This is a genomic window from Halopseudomonas pertucinogena (genome assembly GCF_014646575.1).
GTDB classification, from domain to species: Bacteria; Pseudomonadota; Gammaproteobacteria; order Pseudomonadales; family Pseudomonadaceae; genus Halopseudomonas; species Halopseudomonas pertucinogena.
The window spans coordinates 958,179-981,424 of record NZ_BMNN01000001.1; the positions used below are offsets into that span (position 1 = coordinate 958,179).

The window sequence follows — 23,246 nt, forward strand, 5'->3', positions numbered from 1 at the left end:
CATCGTGCGCGGCGCGCTCAGTTGATCAGAAAATCGATCTTCTTCTGCAGTACCGGCACCGAATCTTCGGTAAACAGCAGCATCAGATCGAACTTGATGTCATGGTCTTCCAGGCTGTAGCTGATCTCCACCGCCAGGGTACGCTTCCAGCGGCCCCGGTTGAGCCGGATCAGCTCGCCGATGGTGCAGTGTTGCCCAAGCACCAATGGGTGCCCGGATGACAGCTGCATCCCCAGCTGTTCGGATAGGCCGTTGAGACAGGCCCCGATGACGATCGCCGCCAGATCCAGCTGCAGCTCCAGCGGAGAAGAGCTGGCCTGATGATTCAGCAGCCGCGCGACATCATCAATCTCCGAGTCGTGGAAGATCAGCAGGGCCTCGCCGGCAATTCCGCTGCCGATGTAGCCCTGACAGATGGCCGATACCTGCTGACTGCCCTGGGCATCAAGCAACGCCATGTGCAGTTCGCCGACCTCGAGTATGTTCACATTGGGGACCGGCAGACGGATGAACACGCCCAGCACCCTCGCCAGCAGTTCGGCGGCGCGGCCCATGGCGATGTTGGCCACTTCGCGGAAGGCATCGCGGAAGCCGACGGCGGGCAGACTCATGTCGGAGCGGAGCAGGGCAGCGGCATCGGTCGGCAAGGGCCTGCCCAGCGCCAACAGCGCGGCTTCGAGGTCAGCGGGGTCGGCCGGCTTGCGAATGAAGCTGCGGGCACCGAGCGCCAGTGCGCGGCGGATCGCTTCCTGCTGGATATCGCCGGACACCACGATGACGTCCGCCTGCAGTCCCTCCTCGCGCATGCGCGTCAACACACCGAAGCCGTCGAGCCGCGGCATGGTCAGGTCAAGGAGTACTATTTCGCCGCGGCCGGCGCGGATGGCGTCCAGGCCGTCGAGGCCGTTGTCGGCCTGGCTTACCCGGAACGGCCAGTTAGCGGGCAGGGAGCGCATCAGCTGCTTGCGGGCCATGCTGGAATCGTCACAGATCAGCAGAGGAATCGCAGTGGCCACGTAAGCTCCTTCGAACGGGGTTGGATGACGGCATAATGACATCAAGACGCGGCATATGCCATAGCACCGACAGCAAAGCCCGACGGGATGTGCGATATATTTCACAGAATCGGGCTGTAACACTACTGCATAACGCCAGTTGGGGTTAGCGTGTGCCTGCCGCAGGGAAGCTCAGTTTCACGACGATTGATCGCTTCAGGTTTTCTCCCTCAGTTGCGGTCAATACCAACCCCCATTGAGGAAGAGCCATGAAATCATTCATTGCCGTGGTAATGCTGTGTCTGTCGGTGTGCTTTGCACTGCCCGGTTATGCCGAAGTCGATGCCGCACCACTGGTGAGCGTCAACATCAATGATGCCAGTGCAGCGGAGATTGCCGAGACCCTGAGCGGTATCGGCCTCGCCAAGGCCGAGGCAATCGTCAGCTACCGTGAGGAGAACGGTGCGTTCGAGTCAGTCGAGCAGCTGGAAATGGTCAAGGGCATCGGCCCGGCGACCATCGAAAAGAACCGTACCCGCATCGCCCTGCAGTAACCTGCTGCCCCTTCCCGTGTCTGCGGGAAGGGGCGTCGTGCTCAGGTGCGCAGCCGCCCGACCGCCGCATTGAGCTGGTGTGCCAGGGTGGCCAGTTGCTCGCTGGTGGCTGCACTCTGCACTGTCTGCATGACTGTCTGTTCGGTGACGTCGCGAATCTGGATCACGCTCTGGGTGATGGACTCGGCAGCAATGCTCTGCTGCTCTACCGCCGAGGCGATCTCGCTGTTGCCATTGCTTATCTGACTTACCGATGCGGTGATTTCCGCCAGCGAATGACCGGCCTGCTCGACCTGTTCAACCGATTCCCGGGTCAATCGCGAACTGTCCTGCATGTCCGTTACTGCCGCGTGGGTGCCGCCCTGCAGTGCCTCGATCATGCGCTGAATCTCGTCCGTCGAATTCTGGACCCGCTGGGCGAGTGCTCTTACCTCATCGGCCACTACCGCGAACCCCCTGCCGGACTCGCCGGCGCGGGCAGCTTCGATGGCGGCGTTGAGCGCCAGCAGGTTGGTCTGTTCGGCGATGTCGCGGATCACTCGCACCACACCGCTGATTTCCTGGCTGTGCCCTTCCAGCTTCTGCATGTGCAGGGTGCAGCGCTCGATGCTGGTGGCGAGCCCGGCGATGGTACGGCTGACGCGGGCTACCTGGTCGCGGCCTTCGCGGGCCAGTGTGTCGGTCTGAGCGGACTCGTCGCGGGTACTGGCCGTATTGCCGGCAATGTCCTGCACCGTCGCGCTCATTTCGTTGACCGCCGCAGCGACCATGTCGGTCTCGCCCTGCTGGGTCACCATGCCATCCTTGACGCCGGTCATCAGTCGCGCCATTTCGTCGGTGCCCTGTTCCAGCTGGTCGGCTGCCTGCCTGACGGCGCTGACCACCTCCTGCTGTGCGCTCTGCATGGCATTGAAGGCCTGGGCCATGGCACCGACCTCGTCGCGGGAGGTGACATCGGCCCGCAGGGTCAGGTCGCCGGTCTCCTGCACGGTCAGCATCACATCGCGCAGAGCACGGATATTGCTGGTGATGAAGGAGATCAGGATCTGCGACACCATCAGCACACCGAGCATCAGTATGAACACGGTAAGGGCGTAGAGCGGGGCCCGTTCGATCAGCAACGCGAGATAATCCTGACGCTCCACTGCCAGCAGGCGTGGCTCGCCATCCTGCTGTACGCCCCATGCGCCATGGAACCCGGCTCCCGCCGGCTGCCCCAGCTCCGCTGCGGGGATCCAGGTGGGTGTACTACCCAGCCGGCGTCCACTGCCATCCAGCCAGCGCAGGCCCATCGGCGCCCGGTCGGCACCGACCAGCAGAACCAGATCTTCCGCCATCTGCTGGCGTTCCAGATGGATGCGATCCTGTTCTACCCAGAGTGCGACCAGTACCAGAAGCATGGTGCTGATGAAGGTAACGCTGTTGACGGCCCAGAACTTGTACCTGAGCTGCAGGTGCTGAAAAAAATCCATTTGGACTCCTGATCGGGGTATTGCGGCAACGCGGATTATAAGGTCTCAGTCCCTGTATCGGTTGACCCGGGACAATCTTGACCCCGGATCGAATATATCGATGCACAGGCGCGGACCGTTACACATTGGAAACAAGTAGCGGTCCTCGGGGCGGGCTGCTCGGGTATACTGCGCGCCAGGGCTGTCTGGCCCAGTCAAGGAACCATAACTCATGACGTCAACCGGGGCTGTCCCTTACATCATCAATGACAATTCGGCGCTGGCAGCGCATTGCCAGCAGTGGCTGACGCTGCCCTACGTCGCCATTGATACCGAGTTCGTTCGTACTGAAACCTATTTTCCGATCGCCGGCCTGATTCAGGTCGGCGATGGCCGGCACGCGTACCTGATCGACCCCCTGCAGATTACCGACTGGTCCGCCCTGGTGCAGGTGCTGGAAGAACCGTCGGTGGTAAAGGTCCTGCACGCCTGCAGCGAGGATCTGGAAGTGTTCCAGCACCTGTGTGGGGCGCTGCCCGCACCGCTGTTCGATACCCAGATCGCTGCAGCCTATCTCGGTATGGACTTTTCCATGTCCTATTCACGGCTGGTGAGCAGCCTGCTCGGGATCGATCTGCCCAAGGAGCAGACCCGTTCGGACTGGTTGCAGCGCCCGCTCACGCCCCAGCAGTTGCAATACGCGGTGGATGACACGCTGCACCTGGCACAGATCTACGAATTGATGGCCCCGCGTATCGAGGCGGCCGGTCTCACGGGGTGGCTGCTTGAAGATACCGCCGAGCTGGTGGCCAATGCACGCCAGCTGCCGGAGCCGGAGCAGGCCTATCGGCGGATCAAGCAGGCCTGGCGCCTGACGCCCGCAGAGCTGGCCATACTGCAGAAACTGTGTGACTGGCGCGAACGGGCCTCCCGCCAGCGGGATGTCGCCCGCAACCGGCTGCTGCGCGAGGCGGTGCTGTGCCCCCTGGTACAGCGCCAGCCGGAAACCCTGTCCCAGCTGTCGCGACTGGAAGACCTGCATCCTCGCACCGTGCGCCAGGACGGCGAAACCATACTCGAGCTGATCCGCCAGGGTCGGGAAATGCCCGAGGAACAATGGCCGGAACCCTTGCCCGAGCCGCTGCCGGCGGACGCCAACCGCTTGCTGAAGGCGCTGCGCAAGATCGGTGTGCGCCACGCCGAACGCCTGGGCATGGCCTCGGAGCTGATGCTGCGCAAGAAGGTGCTTGAAGCCATGGTCCGCACCGGCTATCCCTGCGGGCCTTATCGTTTGCCTGATGAATTGACCGGATGGCGACGGGAACTGATGGGCGAGGAGATGCTCGCTCTGGCCAACGGGTTTTCCACCACGGGAGAAAGTACATGAAACTGCTGTGTTCCATCTTTCGCAGCCCACGCAAACCCGGCATGTATCTCTATGTGCCAAGGGAGAAGGGTGTATCGGAAGTGCCGGCACCGTTGCTGGAACTGTTCGGCAAGCCCGAGCACGCGATGGACCTGGTGCTCAGCGAGGAGCGCAAGCTGGCCCGCGAGGACATCCACACGGTACTGGCGAATCTGCAGGGCCAGGGTTATCACCTGCAGATGCCGCCGCAGCAGGAGGACTGGATAGTGCACCTGCCTGACGAGCTGCTGACCCGCAACGACCCGGTGTAGGTCGCCCCGTATCGAGAAGGGGTGTTACCAGGCCTTCTCGATGTTCTTGCGGGAAATCTGCTCGTTCAGCGTCCAGTAGTCATACAGCACGCCGAGCAGGAACAGGCCGCCGGTGAAGAAGTAGATGATGGCGGTGATCCACTTGCCCATGTACAGGCGGTGCGCCCCGAACACGCCGAGGAAGGTCAGCAGGACCCAGCTCAGATTGAAGTTGATGCGGCCCGCCCGGAAGCGGTGGTCGGCCTTGCTGTCCATCGACGGGATGAGGAACAGGTCAATGATCCAGCCGATGAAGAACAGCCCCAGCGTGAAGAAATACAGCGTCCCCGTCCAGGGCTTGCCGTAGTAGAAACGATGCGCTCCCATGAAACCAAAGATCCACAGCAGATAACCTATGGCCTTGCTGTGTGTGTCGGCGTGTGCCATTGAAATTTCTCCCCTGCCGGTTGTGCAATACTGGCTTGCATAGACCATACATCAGTTCAGGAGTGTCCTGCATGGCTGCAATGAAAAAGCCGCAGTGGATCAGCGAGCTGCAACGCCAGGCGGCCGGCCTGGGCGGCCAGCATCTTCGCATCGGGGTGACCGGTCTCAGCCGAGCGGGCAAGACCACCTTCATTACCGGTCTGATCAACCAGCTGGAGAACCATCAGCGCGGCCTGCTGGCCCGGCGTGCGCCCTTCGACCGCCTGGAGGCCGTGCGCTGGCAGCGGGACGGTGTGGAACAACCCTTTGCCTATCTGGATGCCCTGGCGGCCCTGTCCGCGGAGCCGGCACGCTGGCCGGCCTCGACCACCGACCTGTCGCGGGTGGTGATCGATCTGCGGTTCCGTCAGACGGGAGTACTCAGCCGGTTGCAGCAGTACCGGACGCTGCGCGTGGAGATCCTCGATTACCCGGGCGAGTGGCTGCTGGACCTGCCTCTGTTGGAGCTTGATTATGGTCAGTGGTGCGAACAGATGCGCAGCTGGCTGGACAGCGAGCCCCGGCGCAGCATTGCCGGGGCGTTGCGCGACGAGCTGGCGGTTATCGATCCGTTGAGCCCGGCAGAGCCGCAACGGCTGCAGCAGCTGGCCGGCGCCTGGACCGCCTTTCTCCAGCGCAGCCGCAGCGAGGCTGCGCTGTCGCGCAACCAGCCCGGCCGATTCCTGTTGCCCGGTGCCGGCGTGGCGCCGGAGATGCTGCAGTTTGTCCCGTTACTGGCCGGGAACCGGCATATCCGGGCCGGGGCCGGCAGCTGGTGGGCGGAATGCGAGGCGCGCTTTCGCTATTACCGGGACTTCATCGTGAAGGGCTTCTACGATGAACACTTCAGCCGGCTCGACCGGCAGATCCTGCTGGTGGACATGCTGTCACCCATGGATGCCGGCCAGACCGCCCTGACCGATCTGAAAGCGGCACTGGAATCGGTGCTGCAGAGCTTCCGCTATGGCCGCAACAGTCTGTGGCGACGTTTCTGGCAGCCGCGGATAAGCCGCCTGGCGGTATGTGCAACCAAGGTGGATCAGGTAGCACCGGAGCAACAGAGGGCAGTGCAGCAATGCCTGGAGGATCTGCTCACTGACAGCCTGTCCGAAGTTCGCCACGGCGGCGTGCAGGTACGTGGCTTTCCGCTGGCCGCCCTGCGGGCAACCCGTCAGGAGGGCGACACCCTGGTGGCAGGCCTTGAGGGCCAGAGCGGGCTGGTGCGCTACCAGCCCGGCGGAGTTCCCGCACACCTGCCGCTGGATCTGCAGGTGGAAGGGCCGGAGCTGCTGAAGCTGCGGCCGCCGGCCGGCCTGCACCGCAACGAGCCGTTTCCCCATTACCGGATGGATGATCTGATCGGCTGGATGGTGGAAGGAGTGGCGCTATGAAACAGGGCAGCAAGACCCGCATTCTGGAAACCCTGACTGACACGGACCCGGCGGCTGCAGAGGGTCCGCGGCCTACGCGGGTGCTGGGTGAAGCCCGTGATCCTGCCCCGGAAGCGCCTGCCCGGACGGAGCAGCCACTGCCCGGCCTGGACAATGCGCCGCCGCGCTCGCGCTGGCCTGCGCGGCTCGGCAGGCTGCTGGTCCTCGCGGTGCTGGGTGCAGCGGGTTGGGAGTGGGGCCAGTGGACCCTCGCGGCCTGGCATTGGCAACCGCTGGCGGGCGTGCTGGTCGCGTTGCTCGGGGCAGCCCTGGCCGGGACCGGCTTCAAGGCATGGCGTGATGTTCGCCGTCAGCGGGCACGCTTGACCGACATAGAGCAGCTGCGGCTGGAAATGCAGGCGGCGCTGGCCGATCCGCGGGAGCGCCTGGCAGTGGACTGGCTGGACCGGCTCCAGGCGCTGCATGAAAACACCCCCCTGGCCGGACGGCTGCGGGCAGCCTGTGCCGATCTTGACCAGTCCCACAGCGCCGAGGAAATCCGCCGGCGTCTCAACCAGCAGTTCTACCAGCCGCTGGATACCGTGGCGCGGAGGATGCTGCAGCGCGATGCGGTCGGCACCGGTTTGCTGGTGGCGACCAGCCCCTGGGTAACGGTGGACATACTGCTGGTGATCTGGCGCAACATGCGTCTGATGCGTCGGATCGCGATCTGTTACGGGCTGCCGGTCAGCCAGCTGAGCAGCTGGCGGCTGGCCCGCCACGTGCTGCGGAATATCGCGCTGGCCGGCGGCACCGAAGTGGCCATCGGCGCGCTGGGCGACAGCCTTTTGTCCGGGGTGCTGGAAAAGGTCGCCGCGCGGGTGGGGCAGGGCGTGGGCGTGGGGCTGTACAGCGCCCGGCTCGGCCACTTCACCCTTGATCTGTGTCGGGCGGTTCCCTTGCAGGATCGGCAATTGCTGGCGGAGGATAATCGCGGCATCATTCAGGGCATCAGGGAACGATTGGGGCGGGTAACGGATGACAGGTTATAAATCACGACGTCGCGTGCAATTGGAGCGCTGGCTGGGCAAGGGCAGGGAGCGGCTCGAAGGACACTGGGCGAAACTGCAGGAGCAACTGTTGCCGGCCAGTTGGCCGGTGCGCTGCGAGCGTGCGTCGGCTATCGCCGAGGGCAACCCGGGTCGCTGGCAACCGCAACCGGGCTCGAGTTCGGCCGAGCTGGCCCTGTCGTTGCGCCGCCTAGAGCTGAGCCAGCGTCGCCTGCTGGCCAGCCTGCTGGACGCCCCCTGCGCCGGAGTGGAAAGCCTGGTGGAAGGCGTTGAGCGCCTGCAGCTGGACTGGCGGCAGCGGCTGGACCCCTTGCACAGCCATCGTGACTATGCTGCCCAGCTGGAAACCCTGGCCGGACTGCTTGACGCAGCACCCGCCGCACGCTCGGCCTACCTGGATAACGAACAACGCATCATCCCTGCGATTGACCGGCTGCTGTTCGAATCGCTGCCCATGCGCATGCATGCCGAAATGGCCAACCGCTTTAACGTCGGGCGGGGGGATTATCTGCATTGGTGGTGGGGCCAGCTGCTGGCCCGGGCCGGCACACCGGGGTACGCCCTTGAAGGCCTGGGCGAGAACGACTGGCCGGACATGCCGCCGGCGTGGTTTGCGCTGGGCTGGATCTGCACGTTGCGGCGCCATCGGGATGGCGCAACCGGCGATTCAGGGACGCGTCGCCACCAGGGTTGCCCGTAACGGAGCGGGATACCCCTCGCAGGTCAGATCCGGATTGGTCGGGTCGAGAAAATCCGGCAGTGACTGGAAGCGCATCCATTCCGTGCTGCGCTGCTCCTGCACGCTGGTACGATTCAGGTCAACACAGCGCACGTCCACATAGCCGCTGCGGCGCAGGAAACGCTCCAGCAGGGCTACCGAGGGCAGGAACCAGACGTTGCGCATCTGCGCGTAACGGTCTTCGGGCATCAGGCACTGGTGTTCGTCGCCTTCGATCACCAGGGTTTCCAGCACCAGTTCGCCCCCAGGACGAAGGCAGGCCTTGAGCTGCAGCAGATGATCCAGCGGCGAGCGTCGGTGATATAGCACGCCCATGGAGAACACCGTGTCGAACCCGCCGCTGGGTTCCGGCAGCTCTTCCAGCGTGAACGGCAATTGCCATACCGGTGCGTCGGGCAGGTAGCGGCGAATCGCCTGGAACTGGGTGAGGAACAGCAGATTGGGGTCCACCCCCACCACCAGCGCAGCACCCGCCTGCCACATGCGCCACATGTGATAGCCATTGCCGCAGCCGACGTCCAGCACGCGCTTGCCCCGCAGATCAAGATGGGGGTTGACCCTGTCCCACTTCCAGTCCGAGCGCCATTCCGTGTCGATGTGGACACCGAACAGCTCGAACGGGCCCTTGCGCCAGGGGTGCAGCCCCTGCAGGCCCTCCAGCAGCAGCGACTGCTGCCGTTCACTCAGGTCGGCGGCCGCGCCGATGTGCACCCCGTCCTCGAGGGAGCTGACCGAGGGCTGGACATCCGGCAGCTGAGCCAGCGCGGATTGCCAGCGTGGCAGGTCACCGTGCCGACGGGCCTCCTGCAGGCGCTGCTCCAGCGCGGCGGGCAGGTCGTCCAGCCAGTTGGCCAGGCAGGTGGTGCTGAGGGTATTGAAAAGAGGAGAATAGTCGATCACGCGTGCGCCACTATAGAGCCGAAGTTGAGACACTGGAACCAGGGGTAGGCCAGACTGAATCCGGCCTGCTGCAGACGCTCCAGGTGCGCTGGCTGGGTATCGATCAGCATGACGTTCTCGATGGCGCTGCGCTTCTGGGCAATTTCCAGATCGCTGTACCCATTGGCCCGCTTGAAGGCATAGTGGACCTGTTCGAGGTGGTGCTGGGTGCCGGGATCCTCGAAGCGGTACTTTTCCGAGAGAATGAGTATGCCCCCCGGCAGCAGGGCCTGGCGGATCCGCTGCAGCACAGGCAGGCGCAGCTCCGGGGCGATGAATTGCAGGGTGAAATTAAGCACCACCACCGAGCAGGGCTGCAGCTCCAGTTCAAGGATGTCGCCCTGCACCACGGTAGCCGGAACCAGTTCCTCCACCATCGAGTCCTGGGCGCTGAGGTATTCCCGGCAGCGCTGGACCATGGCTTCAGCGTTGTCCACGGCAATGATATGACAGCCGTCCTGGCGCAGGTGGCGGCGCATGGACTGAGTGGCCGCGCCCAGCGAGCAGCCGAGATCGTAAATGAGCGTGTCTGGCTGGGCATGGTGGGCGGCAATCACCCCTATGTTCTCGACAATGGTCGGGTAGCCCGGGATCGAACGCTTGATCATGTCGGGGAAGACCCGCGCAACATCATGATCGAACACGAAATCACTGACCTTGGGCAGGGGCTCGGCAAAGAGCTTGTCTACATCGCTCATGGAAATTCCGGCTGGTCTGACAAAGGAGATCATTCTAACCGATCTGCCCGGGGATGGCTGGTGCCGGAACAGTATTGAATATTGCCTCCATCAAGCGGCAGGCCGGGCGACCGTTCGAACGGAAAACCGTGGAAATCCGACCTGATGTATTCGCTTGCGCTGACGCTGATGCCATAATGCTAGTCGATTGTTCTACGGACTCGCCCAGATATCAGGGAAGACTGACATGAAGACGCACAGCCGGCTGGCTATTGGAGTGGCGACCCTGACAGCGCTGCACGCAGGGGTCAGCCACGCGCTCGGGTTGGGTGAACTGCAGTTGCAGTCGGCGCTGAACCAGCCGCTGCTGGCTGTCATACATCTTCAGGACAGCGGGGGGCTGGATCCGACTGACATCCGGGTATCCCTGGCCGATGCCGATGCCTTTGCCCGCATCGGTATAGATCGCCCCTTCTTTCTCACCGACCTGCGCTTCACACCGCAGCGGGTCAGCGGGGAGCTGATCATCCGGGTCGAGTCCAGCAGGCCCATACGTGAGCCCTACCTGAACTTCCTGGTACAGCTTGACCGCGGCAACGGAGCGCTGTTGCGGGAATATACCCTGTTGCTGGACCCGCCGCTTTATGTGCCGGCGCCCGTTACCGCGCCGGCCCTGTCCGAGCCGGGAGCGAGGCCACCGGGCCAGACGGGACCGTCGGCAAGCAGCACTCATGCGAGCCCGCGGCCTGCTCCTGCCCGTGCGGTACCGGTATTGCAGCCACAGCCCAATGCGGCCCGCTACCAGACGAGGGTGGGGGACAGTCTGTGGCGGATTGCCCAAGACACCCGGCCCGGCGACTCAGTGGCGATACAGGACCAGATGGACGCCATCCTCACCTTGAACCCGACCGCCTTTATCAATGGCGATCCGGGGCGCCTGCGGGCGGGGCAGGAACTGATATTGCCCACTGCCGTGCAGATGGGCGTGTCCTCGCCCTCGGCGCAACCCTCCGCCGTGCCCGTCTCGTGGCCGGCGGATACCGCCGGGCGGGCAACCGAGTTGGCTGGTCGGCTGACCATCGAAGAACCGAAGGTCCAGGCGCTGACCGCCGAAGCCGAGGCCATGCAGCAACGGTTGACTACGCTGGAGACCCGTTTCCAGAGCCTGCTGGGCGAGCTGGAGTTCCGCGACGCGCAGATTGCCAGCCTGCAGGCGGAGCTGGATATCATGCGCCAGGCCCGTGATGCGGCGCAGCGGGTGGCTGAGGCGCCGCCGGTCGCAGCGACGGATGATATCCCGTCCACCGGGGATCCTGCGGATGCTGTGGCTACGCCCGGTGCAATCGAGGCCGCCGTTGTCGTGGAGTCGGCGGCTGCCGAAAAGACCTGGCTGAACCGGGGCTGGCCGCTGGTGCTGGCCCTGCTGTTGCTGCTGGCCGGTGGGTCGTGGCTGCGCTCGCGGCGCCAGCCCGAACCCGAGACGGAGCCCGCTCCGCGACCGGCAGCTGCGCCCCGGCCGGTTGTGGTGCCCGGTAACCGCACGGTGGATCCGCTCGAAGGCGTGGAGCTGTATCTGACCTACGGCCGGTTTGCCGAGGCCAGGTTGATGCTGGAAGAGGCGATAACAGCCGAGCCGGGGCGCATCGATCTGCGGATGCGCATGCTCGGGGTGCTGGCGGATCTGGGGGACGCACATCGATTCAGCGAGCATGCGCGCGAGGCGGTGGCCCGCGGCGCGGACCCCAGGCAGATAGAGCAGCTGAAATTGCGCTTTCCGTTGTCGCAGAACACCTCGCAGGAGCTGGTGGAGCCGGTCGATGAGCTTCTTCCCGTGCTGGCTGAGGAAACCGGAACGCTTGATCTGATCGATCTGGAGTTCGATTCGAGCTGGGACCTTTTCGATGACCTGCCGGAAACGGCGAATCGGCGGCGAGAGAAGCTCCGTCAGCTGCAGGAGGATTTCGAGAGCAACCTGCAGGACTTTCCCGAGGTGGGAGAGCTGGACGAGGTGGAGGCTACCCATTTCCGGGAGCGGGGAGAGCGGTAACGGCTGACGCGGACAAGGGGCGACCCGGTGGTCGCCCCGATATTCTCACCCGAACAATACCCGGTCCACATCCTCGAAACGTGACGCGAAGTGGACCGTCATGTCCTTTTTCAGATACTCGGGCAGCTCTTCGTAATCGCCCCGGTTGGCCTCGGGCAGGACCAGTTCCATGATGCCCTGCCTGCGGGCAGCGATCACCTTCTCGCGAATGCCGCCCACCGGTAGCACCTGGCCGGTCAGGGTGATCTCCCCGGTCATCGCCACACCCCGTTTGGGCGCCTGGTTGCGTGCCAGTGACAGCAGGGCGCTGGCCATGGTTACCCCGGCGCTGGGCCCGTCCTTCGGCGTGGCGCCCTCCGGTACGTGCAGATGGACGAAGGCTTCGTCGAAGAATTTCGGATCTGCCTTGTAGTCGTTCAGGTGGGCGCATACGTAACTGTAGGCAATTTCCGCGGATTCCTTCATGACCTCGCCCAGCTTGCCGGTGAGCTTGAAGCCGCGGTTGAGGCTGTGTACCCGGTTGGCCTCGATCGGCAGGGTGGCGCCCCCCATGGAGGTCCAGGCCAGGCCGGTGATGACACCGACGCCCTTGAGCACCTTCTCCGGTCGGAATACCGGCGTTCCAAGCAGTTCGCGCAGATTTTCCGGCTTGATACCGACTTTCTGGTCCGGATCTTCGATCAGGCGCATGACGGATTTGCGCACCAGCTTGGCCAGCTGTTTCTCCAGGTTGCGCACGCCTGCCTCCCGGGCGTAGCCCTCGATCACCTGGCGCAGCGCCTTGTCGGTGATGCGCAGCTGACTCTTGCGCAGCCCGGCCCGCTCCAGTTGGCGCGGCCACAGGTGGTTCTTTGCAATGGCAAGTTTTTCCTCGGTGATGTAGCCGGACAGGCGGATCACATCCATGCGGTCGAGCAGGGGGCCGGGAATACTGTCCAGGGTGTTGGCGGTACAGATGAACAGCACCTTGGACAGGTCGAGCCTCAGGTCCAGATAGTGGTCGAGGAACTGGCTGTTCTGCTCCGGATCCAGTGTCTCCAGCAGGGCCGACGCCGGATCGCCCTGGTGACTGCTGCCGAGCTTGTCGATCTCGTCGAGCATGATCACCGGGTTCATTACCTTGACCTCCTTGAAGGCCTGGACGAACTTGCCGGGCATGGCGCCGATGTAGGTGCGTCGGTGCCCTTTGATCTCGGCCTCGTCGCGCATGCCACCAACACTGAAGCGGTAAAAGGGCCGCCCCAGGCTCTCGGCTATCGAATGCCCGATGCTGGTCTTGCCCACCCCGGGCGGACCCACCAGCAGGATGATCGAGCCACCGACGGCGCCCTTGAAGGTGCCGAGTGCAAGAAACTCCAGGATGCGCTGCTTGACGTCCTCCAGACCGTCATGATCGCGATTCAGAATGCGCCGGGCGCGCTTGATATCCAGGCTGTCCTCATGATGCAGGCCCCAGGGGATCGAGGTGGCCCAGTCAAGATAGTTGCGGGTAACGGCATATTCGGGTGATCCGGTCTCCAGGATCGACAGCTTGTTGAGTTCTTCATCGATCTTCTGCTGGGCAGCCTCGGGTAGCTCCTTGCCCTGCAACCGCTCACGGAACTGCTCGATATCGGCGGTGCGGTCATCCTTTGACAGGCCAAGTTCCTTCTGGATGACCTTGAGCTGCTCCCTGAGGAAGAACTTGCGCTGCTGCTCGCTGATGGTGCGGTTGACCTCGGCGCTGATCTCTCCCTGCAGCCGCGCCACCTCGATTTCCTGCTTCAGCAGCACCAGCACCTTCTGCATGCGCCGCAACACCGGAATGGTATCCAGCACGTCCTGCAGCTCCATCCCCTTGGCTGAGGTCAGCGCCGCAGCGAAGTCAGACAGCGGGGAAGGCTGATTGGGGCTGAAGCGGTTGAGGTAATTCTTCAGCTCCTCGCTGTACAGCGGATTCAGTGGCAGCAGCTCCTTGATCGAGTTGATCAGGGCCATGGCGTAGGCACGCACTTCGTCGCGCTCATCGCTGGGCGATTCGGGGTATTCCACCTCGACCAGATAGGGCGGTTTGCGGCTGAGCCAGTGGGCGATGCGCACCCGGGTCAGGCCCTGGGCGATGAACTGGATCTTGCCGTCTTCCTTGACCGCCTGGTGAATCTTCACCGCGCAGCCGGTGGTGGGCAGGCTGGCCGGGTCCAGCTCGCCGCTGGTGGGCAGGGGGGCGTCCACCCAGAACAGTGAGATGACGTGATGAGGGGTGTTGGCAACCCGTTCTATGGTCTCGGACCAGGGGTCCTCGTTCACCACCACCGGCATCACCTGTGCGGGAAAGAACGGCCGGTTGTTGATCGGCAGCAGGTAGAGCCTATCGGGCAACCGCTGGCTGGGGAGCACCAGCCCGGTGCTCGACTTGCCGGCCTGATCCTGCTCGATATCGCCCTGCAGGGCGTCGTTATCTGTCATGCAGCGCACCTTCCTGATTGTCCAGTATTACTATCAAGATGGTGTCTGTTTCGGGGAATTCAAGGCGGTGGCCCCCGGCAGGGGGGGCGCTGCGCGGGTCAGCCGACCAGGCCTGCATCGCCTATGACGGCCAGCAGAAAACTGTATTCTTCGGCCAGTTCCTTCATCGATTGATAGCGGCCGCTGGCGCCGCCGTGACCGGCGCTCATCTGCGTGCGCAGCAGCAGTGGCCGGTCATTGGTGCGGTGATGGCGGAGTTTCGCTACCCACTTGGCGGCCTCCCAGTACTGCACCCGCATATCATGGTAACCGGCAGTGACGAACAGGGCCGGATAGGGCTGCTCGGTTATCTGCTCATAGGGGGCGTAGAGGCGGATGCGCTCGGCCACCTGTGGGTCGTTCGGGTCTCCCCATTCCTCGTACTCGCCGATGGTCAGTGGCAGCGCCGGATTGTTCATGGTGTTCCAGACGTCGACGAAGGGCACATCGGCGACCGCCGCGGCGAACAGTTCCGGGCGCTGGTTGATGACATTGCCGATGAGCATCCCGCCGGCACTGCCACCGGCGATCACCAGGCGCTGGCTGTCAGTGTAACCCTCGTCAATCAGATGTTCGGCACAGGCGATGAAATCACTGAAGGTGTTTTCCTTGTGTTGCAGCTTGCCCTGCTGGTACCAGGCTTCACCCATATCGGCGCCGCCGCGCACATGGCCGATGGCGAACACCCAGCCGCGGTCCAGCAATGACAGCCGGGCATGGGAGAACCAGGGGTCCATGCTGGCGCCATAGGCGCCGTAACCATACAGGTAGAGCGGGGCGGGGCGGCGGAGGCTGGCCGGCCGCCCGACCAGACTGATCGGTATCCGGGTGCCGTCCGGCGCCGTCGCCCATTCCCGGCGTACCTCATAGTCATCGGGGCTGAACGGCCCCTCCACAGGGGTCTGTTTCAGGGTGCGCTGAGTGCCGCTGGCCAGATGCAGTGCGCGGATCTCGGCGGGACGGTTAAGCGATTCATAGCGCAGACGGACCTGCTCGCTGACATACTCCTCGCCACCCTGCACGTGCAGGCTGTAGACGGCATCCGGCATGCTCACCTGATAGGGCTGGCCCTGGGCCGGGCGCACTTCCAGGCGGGTCAGCCCATCCTCCCGGTAATGCAGCAGCAGCCCGTGTTGCTGCACGCTGAAGTCCTCCAGGGTTCTGTGGCTGTCAACATCCGCCACCAGCTCCCAGTAGTTGCGCATTGGCTGGGCCGGGTCGGCGCGGTAGAGCGCAAAGTTCTCGCCCCGGTCGTTGCTGCGGATCAGCAGGCCATCCGGGCCGTGGTCGACGTGGTACTCGTGCCCCTTGAAGCGGCGCGCCAGCAATTGCCAGTCTGCAGCCGGCTCGTCAGCCGGGACGATGCGCACCTCGCTGGTGTTCTTGCTGTCGCTGGCGAGGATCAGCCATTGCTCGGAACTGCTGCGGTAGGCGTGCAGGTAGAAGCGCTGGTCGACTTCATGGTAGACCCGTACCGGCGGGGTGCCGCGCTGCATGCGCCAGAGTGTGGCTGGGCGGGAGGCCTCGTCCATGCTGATGGCGAACAGGGTGGCGCTGTCGTTGGCCCATACCAGGCTGCCGTCTGCCTGATCGAGGGGAAGCTCGGTGGTGTTGCCGCTGGCCAGATGCTTCAGATAGAGCGTGTATTCCTCGTTGCCCTGCCGATCCAGACTGTAGGCCAGCCACTGGTGATCCGGACTGACCGCGAAGTCGCCCAGCTGCAGGAAGCCGTCCCCGGCTTTCAGGTTCAGGTCCAGAAGCAGCTGTTCGGCGGTGGGGTCGGCTTCCAGACTGCCGTCTGCCGGACGCGGGCTGCGGTAGTAGCGGGGATATTCAGCGCCCGCCTCGGTACGCCGGTAGTACAGCCAGGGACCCCACACCGCCGGCAGGGACAGGTCGGTTTCGCGGATGCGTCCGCGTATCTCCTCGAACAGTTGCGCGCGGCGGTCGTCATGGCTGGCCAGCCACTCTTCCGTGTGCCGGTTCTCGGCCTCCAGGTGCTGGATCACTTCGTCGGTGTCGCGCTGCTCCATCCAGGCGTAAGGGTCAGGCGTGGCATCACGGCGAGCTGTGGGAAACATGGGGCTAAGACTCCAGGGCCAAAAAAAGATATTATAGCTGCTCGTTCTCTGACAACCGGTTGGCAGCATGTTCAACGAAACGGAATACCAGACAGTATGGATGGTCTACCTGGCAGCGGCGGTCTGCTGCTGGCTGGTCTGGACCCAGTTGACCCGCTGGATCGGCTGGTGGTTCGTTCGCGAGCCGCTGTGGGTGGGGATGGCGGTGCTGCTGTTCACACCGGCGCCGGTGGAACCGCTGGAGCCCTGGCTGGCGCCGGCGGCGATCAGTTGGCTGCTGGATGTGCTGCTGGGTACCGGTGCCGACAGCGGCACCTTGCTGGGGCAGCTGGCACTCAGCATGACCCTGGCGATGATGGCGTATGCGGGCTTTGTTCTGCTGCGCCTGGGTTGGCGCCACTGGCGTGGGCAAGGCGGCAGGACTGCCGCCTGAGAGCCCGGACTTACTCTTCGTTCTTCTGTTCGTACATGATCCGCGCCAGACGCATGATCTGCTCCTGAAATTCGGTGCGCTGACTGTCGGTCATCGGGCAGATGCCGATCTGCTCGAACAGACGGTACCCGCGTACCGAAAAGAACAGGATGGCGGCCTGGGCCAGGCCCAGGGGCGACTTCTCGAGGATGTCGAACAGACCCTGAATGTCATCGGAGGTAGTCTGCAGCAGTGCAGGATTGCTGGCTGCTGCGGCAAAGATCGCCGAGTCGAGGTTCTTCTCCTCGGTGGATTCGCTCATGTTACTGAGCAGCAGTGCCTTGAGTTCGCGCATCGGCTCATCGGGCAGGACGCTTTCGTACGCACCCCAGCGGACACGGAAGCGTTCCAGCCGGTGCTCGATCATCGCGGTGAGCAGGGCTTCGCGGTCGGGGAACAGCGTGCTGAGGGTGGATTCATCGACGCCGGTCCGTTCACTGAGCGTGGCGAAGGTCAGTTGGGATGCGCCCAGTTCGCTGACGATGGCTTCCGCTGCACGGAACAGGCTCAGGTGAAGAGAGTGGGTCTGTTTAGGATTGATGTCCACTGCGAGAACCTCTTGATCAGGACGTCTGGAGCAAGGCGAGAGGAACCTGATGCATCGGTCTTCCGCCCCCATTTCATGCCGCATAGGGTACGACGTCGGGACGACGCAAGCGAGTGATTTTTGCCCGGCGCTGAAAGCAGGGGCCCAGAAAACAGAAAACCCGGCCGAGGCCGGGTTTTCCGCATCAGATGTCGGGATTAGCCGATGATCTGAATGTTCGCAGCTTGCTTGCCTTTCGGACCAGTGGTGATGTCGAAGGACACCTTCTGGTTTTCCGCCAGGGATTTGAAGCCTTGTACCTTGATCTCGGAGAAGTGGGCGAACAGATCGTCACCACCGCCGTCCGGAGTAATGAAGCCGAAGCCTTTGGTGTCGTTGAACCACTTAACTGTACCAGTTGCCATTTCAGATAATTCCTATCAAATTGAAATACTTGAGCAAAATTGCTCAATTAAAAGCGTGGGAATCAAAGATTGCGAGAATGACAAACTTACGTACTGAAAGTGCGCTTGCAGCCTACTACTCATCTCTTGAAAACCTACGCGCTCACTTTGCCCCGTTACACCGATCAAGTCAAGATATTAGTTTTGTCGAGCTCGGGGACGAACGAACGAAATTCAGTATACGTCAGTTTCCAGAAATAGCACGCCTTTCGTCGGATAAATTGCAGCAACCCTTGCAGGCCCCGCAGGCCACGGGTTACAGGGCTGCTGCGGGGCAGTTCGGGGTCACAGCTGGGCCCGTTCCTCGGGCCTGTGGTAGGGGAAGACGTCGATCACCTTGCCATCGAGGATCTGTTGCTGCAGGCCCTTCCAGTAGTCGGCATCGAACAGTTCGCCATGCATCTGGGTGAACATCCGGCGCAGACCCACATCAGCGAACAGGAACACCGGGAATTCCTCCGGAAACACGTCGTTGGGACCGACCGAATACCAAGGCTCCGAGGACATTTCCTGTTCCGGATACAGGGGTTCAGGTATGTGGCGGAAGTTCACCTCGGTCAGATAGCTGATTTCGTCGTAGTCGTAGAACACGACCCGGCCGTGGCGGGTAACGCCGAAATTCTTCAGCAGCATGTCGCCGGGGAAGATGTTTGCCGCTGCCAGCTGCTTGATGGCCAGCCCGTAATCGAGCAGCGCCTCCCTGGTCTGCGCCTCGTTGGCGGTCTCCAGATAGATGTTCAGTGGCGTCATCCGGCGCTCGGTCCAGCATTGGCGGATCAGTACCGTATCGCCCTGCAGCACCACCGTTGATGGCGCCACCTCCAGCAGCTCTTCCAGGCATTCGGGTTCAAAGCTGTCCCTGGCAAAACGGAAGTCAGCAAAATCCTGGGTGTCGGCCAGTCGCCCGACCCGGTCATGGCGCTTGACCAGCCGGTACTTCTCGATGACGGTGGCGCGGCTGACGTGCTTGGAGGGCGCGAACCTGTCCTTGATCACCTTGAACACGGTGTTGAAGCCGGGCAGGGTGAAGACCGTCATGACCATGCCGCGCACGCCGGCCGCCATGACGAACCTGTCCTCCGGGTTGCGGGCCATGTAGTCGATCAGTGCGCGATAGAACTCGGACTTGCCCTGCTTGTAGAAGCCCAGTGCAGTGTACAGCTCGGCTATCTGCTTGCCCGGCAGGATCTGCTTGAGGAAGTTGATCAGCTCGACCGGCACCAGCACATCGACCATGAAGTACGAGCGGGTGAAGGAGAAGATGATCGATACCTCCGACTCATCGGTGATCAGGGTGTCCACGCTGATCCCCTCGTTGTCCCGGTGGACCAGCGCCAGCACGAACGGCCACTGTTCCCCCTGGCTGAGTATGCGGCCAACCACGTAGGCCCCCTTGTTGCGGTAGAACACCGGCTGGATCAGCTCGACGGTCAGGCCGTGATCCAGCTGCGCCCAGTCCGGCAGGCCGGTGCGCAGACAGTCGACCATCAACTGGACGTCGCGCTCCTCATCGGCCCAGGGCACATCGAAGGTGTATTCCTTGAGAATCTGCCTGGCCAGGCTGAACAGGCAGCCGCCGGAGATGAAGCCGCGAGTGAGCTGGATGTGCGATGGCTTGCGTACCGGCGGACGGGTGCTGTGGACGAACATGGTCCGGTCACTGATCTGGTCGTGACGGTGCATCTTGAAGAAGACGGAGTTGAACCAGGTTTCCGCCAGATCGTCGTCGAAGCGCCCCTCGATCAGTTCAATGTAGGCTGCCTTGATGGCCGGCCAGCGGTCCGCATCGAGGATATCCCTGCATTCGGGATCGGCGGAGAGCCGGTCCCGCGTCTCGAAGATCCGTTCGTCATACAGGTTGATGCGGGCCTTGGACGCTTCCTGAATCTCCACCCAGAGGCATTGTTCAAAGCGTTCACGGGCGCCGAGGGTCAGTGCACGGAACGCCGCACGATAGTGATCGAAGGCATCCAGCAGGCGGCGGGCAACAAGGGTGGCAGAATCGGACATGGGCACTTCCTGTAACCGGGAAAGCTGCAGGATAGCCACTGGCGACGGATGACGGAAGGGCGAACGGCGAACGGGTACCGGCCGAATGACCGGTACCCGGCGGGCTCAGGGCTCCAGTTCCTGCTCGGTAAACAGCTCGCTGAACAGCATGGTGGACAGATAGCGTTCCCCGGAATCGGGCAGGATCACCACGATGGTGCGGTTCTGCATGCCTGGCTCTTCGGCGATGCGCAGGGCTGCGGCCATGGCTGCTCCGGAAGAGATTCCGCACAGGATGCCTTCCTCGCGCATGATGCGCAGTGCCATTTCCTTCGACTCGTCGTCGCTCACCTGAACCACCCGATCCACCAGATCGAGATCGAGGTTGCCCGGGATGAAGCCGGCTCCGATGCCCTGGATCTTGTGCGGTGACGGCTTGATCTCCTCCCCGGCCTTGGCCTGGGAGATGACCGGAGACAGGGTCGGCTCCACCGCGACGGTGATCATGGACTTGCCGCGGGTCTGCTTGATGTACCGCGAGACGCCGGTCAGAGTGCCGCCGGTGCCGACACCGGAAACGAACACGTCGATATTGCCTTCGGTGTCGTTCCAGATTTCCGGTCCGGTGGTCTTCTCATGAATCTCGGGGTTGGCCGGATTCTCGAACTGCTGCAGCAGGATGTGCTTCTGCGGATCGCTCTGGGTGATCTCCTGAGCCTTTTCGATGGCACCCTTCATGCCCTTGGCCGGCTCGGTAAGGACCAGCTCTGCGCCCAGCGCCTTGAGCACCTTGCGACGCTCCAGGCTCATCGAGGCGGGCATGGTGAGAATGAGCCGGTAACCGCGGGCGGCGGCAACGAAGGCCAGGCCGATGCCTGTGTTGCCCGAGGTCGGCTCGACGATGGTCATGCCGGGTTTCAGCAATCCGCGGGACTCCGCGTTCCAGATCATGTTGGCACCGATCCGGCACTTCACCGAGTGCGACGGATTGCGGCCCTCGACCTTGGCCAGAACAGTGACGCCCTTGGGCCCGAGGCGGTTGATGCGCACCAGGGGAGTGTTGCCGATGGACTGGGAATAATCGGCGAAGACGTGACTCATGACAGGACTCCTTGAAAGTATGCTGGCAATCAGCCTATGCCCGGCACCGGAGCACGTCAATTGGTTGAACTAACCGCGTGGCGTTCCAGTCATTTTTCATATGAACAGAACCCTGCGATATTCCATGCTCGTGGTGGCGGTCCTGGCACTGCTGCTCATCATACTGCACCTGATGCTGCCCTGGCTGGTGCGCGGATATCTGAACGACAAGCTGGCTGATATGGGTGATTACCAGGGCCATATAGAGGACGTGGACCTGACCTGGTGGAACGGTGCGTACCGGATCAACGGCCTGGAAATCACCAAGGCGGATGGCGACGTTCAGGTTCCGTTCCTCACCGTGCCGCGCATGGACATTGCGGTGCGCATGCGCACCCTCTGGAAGGAGGGTCTGCTGGTAGGGGTGGTGGATATCCATCAGCCGGAGCTCACTTTCGTGGATGGCGAGACGGAGCAGCAGAAACAGACCGGTGAAGGGGTCGATTGGCGTGCCCAGCTGGAGGACATGGTCCCGGTGCAGCTGAACGAGGTCCGGATCCATCAGGGCGTCATTGCCTTTCGCAACTTCTCATCCGACCCACCGGTGAATGTCAACGCCAGTGATGTGCAACTGATGGTGCGCAACCTGACCAACGCCCCTGACGCCCAGGGCCAGCGCAGCGCCAGCATGGACGGCACGGGCAACTTCCTCGATCACGCTCCGGTGGAGCTGAGCGCGCATTTCGACCCGCTGGGCAGGGTGGACAATGCCGATCTGCAGCTGCGGATGCTGGGGCTGGATCTGACACGGATCAACGATTTTGCTTCGGCCTACGGCAAGTTCGACTTCCATGCAGGGGAGGGTGACCTGACCATGGAAGTCGAGGTCAACGAGGGCCAGCTTGAGGGGTACGTCAAACCCTTGCTGCGCAACGTTGATGTGTTCGATATGGAGCAGGACCTGGAGAGGGAGGACAAGGGGTTCTTCCGCGGCCTGTGGGAGGCCATCGTGCATGGAGGCCAGGAGGTACTGCAGAACCAGCGCAAGGACCAGTTCGCCACCCGCATCGAACTGTCGGGCAGCTTGGACGACGCCGAGATGAGCGCCTTCCAGGCGTTCCTGCAGATCCTGCGCAACGCCTTCGTCGAGGCGTTCACCCCGCGGTTCGAGCGCGCGCTGGAAGAGGATCAGCAGTGAGCTCCATTCACTGAGTGAATCCCGCGCCCACGTTTACACCCCTTCCGGCGGCAGGCTATAGTCCGGGGCTGCCGAATAACGTGAACGCCCGCTGTCAGTGGGCCTGTCCCAAGGAATTCCCATGAAGTTCGAAGGTACTCAATCCTACGTCGCCACTGACGATCTCAAACTCGCCGTCAACGCCGCCATTACCCTCGAGCGCCCGCTTCTCATCAAGGGCGAACCGGGTACCGGCAAGACCATGCTGGCCGAACAGCTCGCCGAAGCCCTGGGCGCGAAACTCATCACCTGGCACATCAAGTCCACCACCAAGGCCCACCAGGGGCTGTACGAATACGATGCGGTCAGCCGCCTGCGCGACTCCCAACTGGGCGTCGACAAGGTGCATGACGTACGCAACTACATCAAGAAGGGCAAGCTGTGGGAGGCCTTCGAGTCCGAAGAGCGCGCCATTCTGCTGATCGATGAAATCGACAAGGCCGACATCGAGTTTCCCAACGACCTGTTGCAGGAACTCGACAAGATGGAATTTTTCGTTTACGAGACCAACGAAACCATCAAGGCCAAGCAGCGCCCGATCATCATCATTACCTCGAACAACGAGAAGGAGCTGCCCGACGCCTTCCTGCGCCGTTGCTTCTTCCACTACATCGCCTTCCCCGACCGGGACACCATGCAGCGCATTGTCGATGTGCACTTTCCCAACATCAAGAAGGACCTGCTCAGCGAAGCGATGGACATCTTCTTCGACGTGCGCAAGGTCCCGGGCCTGAAGAAGAAGCCGTCCACTTCCGAACTGGTCGACTGGCTGAAGCTGCTGATGGCTGATGACATCCCCGAGGCGGTACTGCGTGACCGTGATCCGACCAAGGCGATTCCGCCGCTGTATGGCGCGCTGGTCAAGAACGAGCAGGATGTGCAGCTGTTGGAGCGCCTGGCGTTCATGACGCGGCGGCAGAATCGCTGAG

The 23,246-nt window shown here is 62.8% G+C and carries 21 protein-coding genes; 10 read left to right on the forward strand and 11 right to left on the reverse strand.

Features of this window, described 5'->3' with window-relative positions:
• Positions 1 to 17: 17 nt before the first annotated feature.
• Positions 18 to 1,058, reverse strand: a complete 1,041-nt coding sequence (locus IEW63_RS04575; protein WP_188635372.1) for a response regulator — start codon at positions 1,056 to 1,058, stop codon at positions 18 to 20.
• Positions 1,059 to 1,264: 206 nt separating this feature from the next.
• On the opposite strand from IEW63_RS04575, the gene IEW63_RS04580 reads away from it, so the two are divergent.
• Positions 1,265 to 1,549: a ComEA family DNA-binding protein gene (locus IEW63_RS04580; protein WP_188635373.1), complete on the forward strand. Its 285-nt coding sequence runs from the start codon at positions 1,265 to 1,267 to the stop codon at positions 1,547 to 1,549.
• A gap of 41 nt (positions 1,550 to 1,590) precedes the next feature.
• On the opposite strand, the gene IEW63_RS04585 is transcribed toward IEW63_RS04580, so the two are convergent.
• The gene (locus IEW63_RS04585; RefSeq protein ID WP_188635374.1) at positions 1,591 to 3,021 is read right to left on the reverse strand and encodes a methyl-accepting chemotaxis protein; all 1,431 of its coding nucleotides are present in this window, start codon (positions 3,019 to 3,021) and stop codon (positions 1,591 to 1,593) included.
• Between the two features lie 211 nt (positions 3,022 to 3,232).
• Here IEW63_RS04585 and rnd point away from each other — a divergent pair, with 211 nt between their 5' ends.
• Together rnd and IEW63_RS04595 are read left to right on the forward strand one after the other, a co-directional pair.
• Positions 3,233 to 4,387: a ribonuclease D gene (gene rnd, locus IEW63_RS04590; RefSeq protein WP_188635375.1), complete on the forward strand. Its 1,155-nt coding sequence runs from the start codon at positions 3,233 to 3,235 to the stop codon at positions 4,385 to 4,387.
• Positions 4,384 to 4,677: a YcgL domain-containing protein gene (locus IEW63_RS04595; RefSeq protein WP_188635376.1), complete on the forward strand. Its 294-nt coding sequence runs from the start codon at positions 4,384 to 4,386 to the stop codon at positions 4,675 to 4,677. The genes rnd and IEW63_RS04595 overlap by 4 nt, the downstream gene beginning before the upstream one ends.
• 24 nt (positions 4,678 to 4,701) lie before the next feature.
• Here IEW63_RS04595 and IEW63_RS04600 read toward each other — a convergent pair whose 3' ends face one another.
• On the reverse strand, positions 4,702 to 5,103 hold the full coding sequence (locus IEW63_RS04600) for an NINE protein (protein WP_236995769.1): 402 nt from the start codon (positions 5,101 to 5,103) through the stop codon (positions 4,702 to 4,704).
• 71 nt (positions 5,104 to 5,174) lie between these two features.
• On the opposite strand from IEW63_RS04600, the gene IEW63_RS04605 reads away from it, so the two are divergent.
• The 3 genes from IEW63_RS04605 to IEW63_RS04615 are packed head-to-tail and all read left to right on the forward strand — an operon-like array spanning position 5,175 to position 8,282.
• Complete coding sequence (locus IEW63_RS04605) at positions 5,175 to 6,533, forward strand: YcjX family protein (RefSeq protein WP_188635377.1); 1,359 nt, start codon at positions 5,175 to 5,177, stop codon at positions 6,531 to 6,533.
• Complete coding sequence (locus IEW63_RS04610) at positions 6,530 to 7,564, forward strand: TIGR01620 family protein (RefSeq protein ID WP_188635378.1); 1,035 nt, start codon at positions 6,530 to 6,532, stop codon at positions 7,562 to 7,564. Before IEW63_RS04605 ends, IEW63_RS04610 begins: the two co-directional genes overlap by 4 nt.
• Positions 7,551 to 8,282: a hypothetical protein gene (locus IEW63_RS04615; protein ID WP_188635379.1), complete on the forward strand. Its 732-nt coding sequence runs from the start codon at positions 7,551 to 7,553 to the stop codon at positions 8,280 to 8,282. The genes IEW63_RS04610 and IEW63_RS04615 overlap by 14 nt, the downstream gene beginning before the upstream one ends.
• Here IEW63_RS04615 and cmoB read toward each other — a convergent pair.
• Both cmoB and cmoA read right to left on the reverse strand, forming a co-directional pair.
• Complete coding sequence (gene cmoB / locus IEW63_RS04620) at positions 8,250 to 9,221, reverse strand: tRNA 5-methoxyuridine(34)/uridine 5-oxyacetic acid(34) synthase CmoB (protein ID WP_188635380.1); 972 nt, start codon at positions 9,219 to 9,221, stop codon at positions 8,250 to 8,252. The genes IEW63_RS04615 and cmoB overlap by 33 nt on opposite strands.
• Complete coding sequence (gene cmoA / locus IEW63_RS04625; RefSeq protein WP_188635381.1) at positions 9,218 to 9,958, reverse strand: carboxy-S-adenosyl-L-methionine synthase CmoA; 741 nt, start codon at positions 9,956 to 9,958, stop codon at positions 9,218 to 9,220. The genes cmoB and cmoA overlap by 4 nt, the downstream gene beginning before the upstream one ends.
• A gap of 226 nt (positions 9,959 to 10,184) precedes the next feature.
• On the opposite strand from cmoA, the gene IEW63_RS04630 reads away from it, so the two are divergent.
• On the forward strand, positions 10,185 to 11,984 hold the full coding sequence (locus IEW63_RS04630) for a type IV pilus assembly protein FimV (protein WP_188635382.1): 1,800 nt from the start codon (positions 10,185 to 10,187) through the stop codon (positions 11,982 to 11,984).
• 45 nt (positions 11,985 to 12,029) lie between these two features.
• Here the strand turns inward: IEW63_RS04630 and lon are convergent, their stop codons facing one another.
• Both lon and IEW63_RS04640 read right to left on the reverse strand, forming a co-directional pair.
• Positions 12,030 to 14,429, reverse strand: coding sequence for an endopeptidase La (gene lon, locus IEW63_RS04635; RefSeq protein ID WP_188635383.1), 2,400 nt, complete (start codon positions 14,427 to 14,429; stop codon positions 12,030 to 12,032).
• Positions 14,430 to 14,527: 98 nt separating this feature from the next.
• Positions 14,528 to 16,549: a S9 family peptidase gene (locus tag IEW63_RS04640; RefSeq protein WP_188635384.1), complete on the reverse strand. Its 2,022-nt coding sequence runs from the start codon at positions 16,547 to 16,549 to the stop codon at positions 14,528 to 14,530.
• A gap of 67 nt (positions 16,550 to 16,616) precedes the next feature.
• Here IEW63_RS04640 and IEW63_RS04645 point away from each other — a divergent pair, with 67 nt between their 5' ends.
• A complete protein-coding gene (locus IEW63_RS04645; protein WP_188635385.1) occupies positions 16,617 to 16,982 on the forward strand; it encodes a hypothetical protein in 366 nt (121 codons plus the stop codon).
• A 10-nt stretch (positions 16,983 to 16,992) separates the two neighbouring features.
• Here IEW63_RS04645 and IEW63_RS04650 read toward each other — a convergent pair whose 3' ends face one another.
• The 4 genes from IEW63_RS04650 to cysK form a co-directional block, all read right to left on the reverse strand.
• Positions 16,993 to 17,568 carry a TetR/AcrR family transcriptional regulator gene (locus tag IEW63_RS04650; RefSeq protein ID WP_188635386.1) on the reverse strand — a complete coding sequence of 192 codons (576 nt, stop codon included), beginning with the start codon at positions 17,566 to 17,568 and terminating at the stop codon, positions 16,993 to 16,995.
• 197 nt (positions 17,569 to 17,765) lie between these two features.
• The gene (locus IEW63_RS04655; protein WP_036989629.1) at positions 17,766 to 17,972 is read right to left on the reverse strand and encodes a cold-shock protein; all 207 of its coding nucleotides are present in this window, start codon (positions 17,970 to 17,972) and stop codon (positions 17,766 to 17,768) included.
• Positions 17,973 to 18,296: 324 nt separating this feature from the next.
• The gene (gene aceK, locus IEW63_RS04660) at positions 18,297 to 20,021 is read right to left on the reverse strand and encodes a bifunctional isocitrate dehydrogenase kinase/phosphatase (protein ID WP_188635387.1); all 1,725 of its coding nucleotides are present in this window, start codon (positions 20,019 to 20,021) and stop codon (positions 18,297 to 18,299) included.
• Positions 20,022 to 20,126: 105 nt separating this feature from the next.
• Positions 20,127 to 21,101 (reverse strand): cysteine synthase A, encoded by a 975-nt coding sequence (cysK, locus tag IEW63_RS04665; protein ID WP_188635388.1) that lies wholly within the window; start codon positions 21,099 to 21,101, stop codon positions 20,127 to 20,129.
• A 100-nt stretch (positions 21,102 to 21,201) separates the two neighbouring features.
• Between cysK and IEW63_RS04670 the strand changes: the two genes are divergently transcribed.
• The gene (locus IEW63_RS04670; protein ID WP_188635389.1) at positions 21,202 to 22,278 is read left to right on the forward strand and encodes a DUF748 domain-containing protein; all 1,077 of its coding nucleotides are present in this window, start codon (positions 21,202 to 21,204) and stop codon (positions 22,276 to 22,278) included.
• Between the two features lie 121 nt (positions 22,279 to 22,399).
• Positions 22,400 to 23,245 (forward strand): AAA family ATPase, encoded by an 846-nt coding sequence (locus tag IEW63_RS04675; RefSeq protein WP_188635390.1) that lies wholly within the window; start codon positions 22,400 to 22,402, stop codon positions 23,243 to 23,245.
• The last annotated feature ends 1 nt before the right edge of the window (position 23,246 follow it).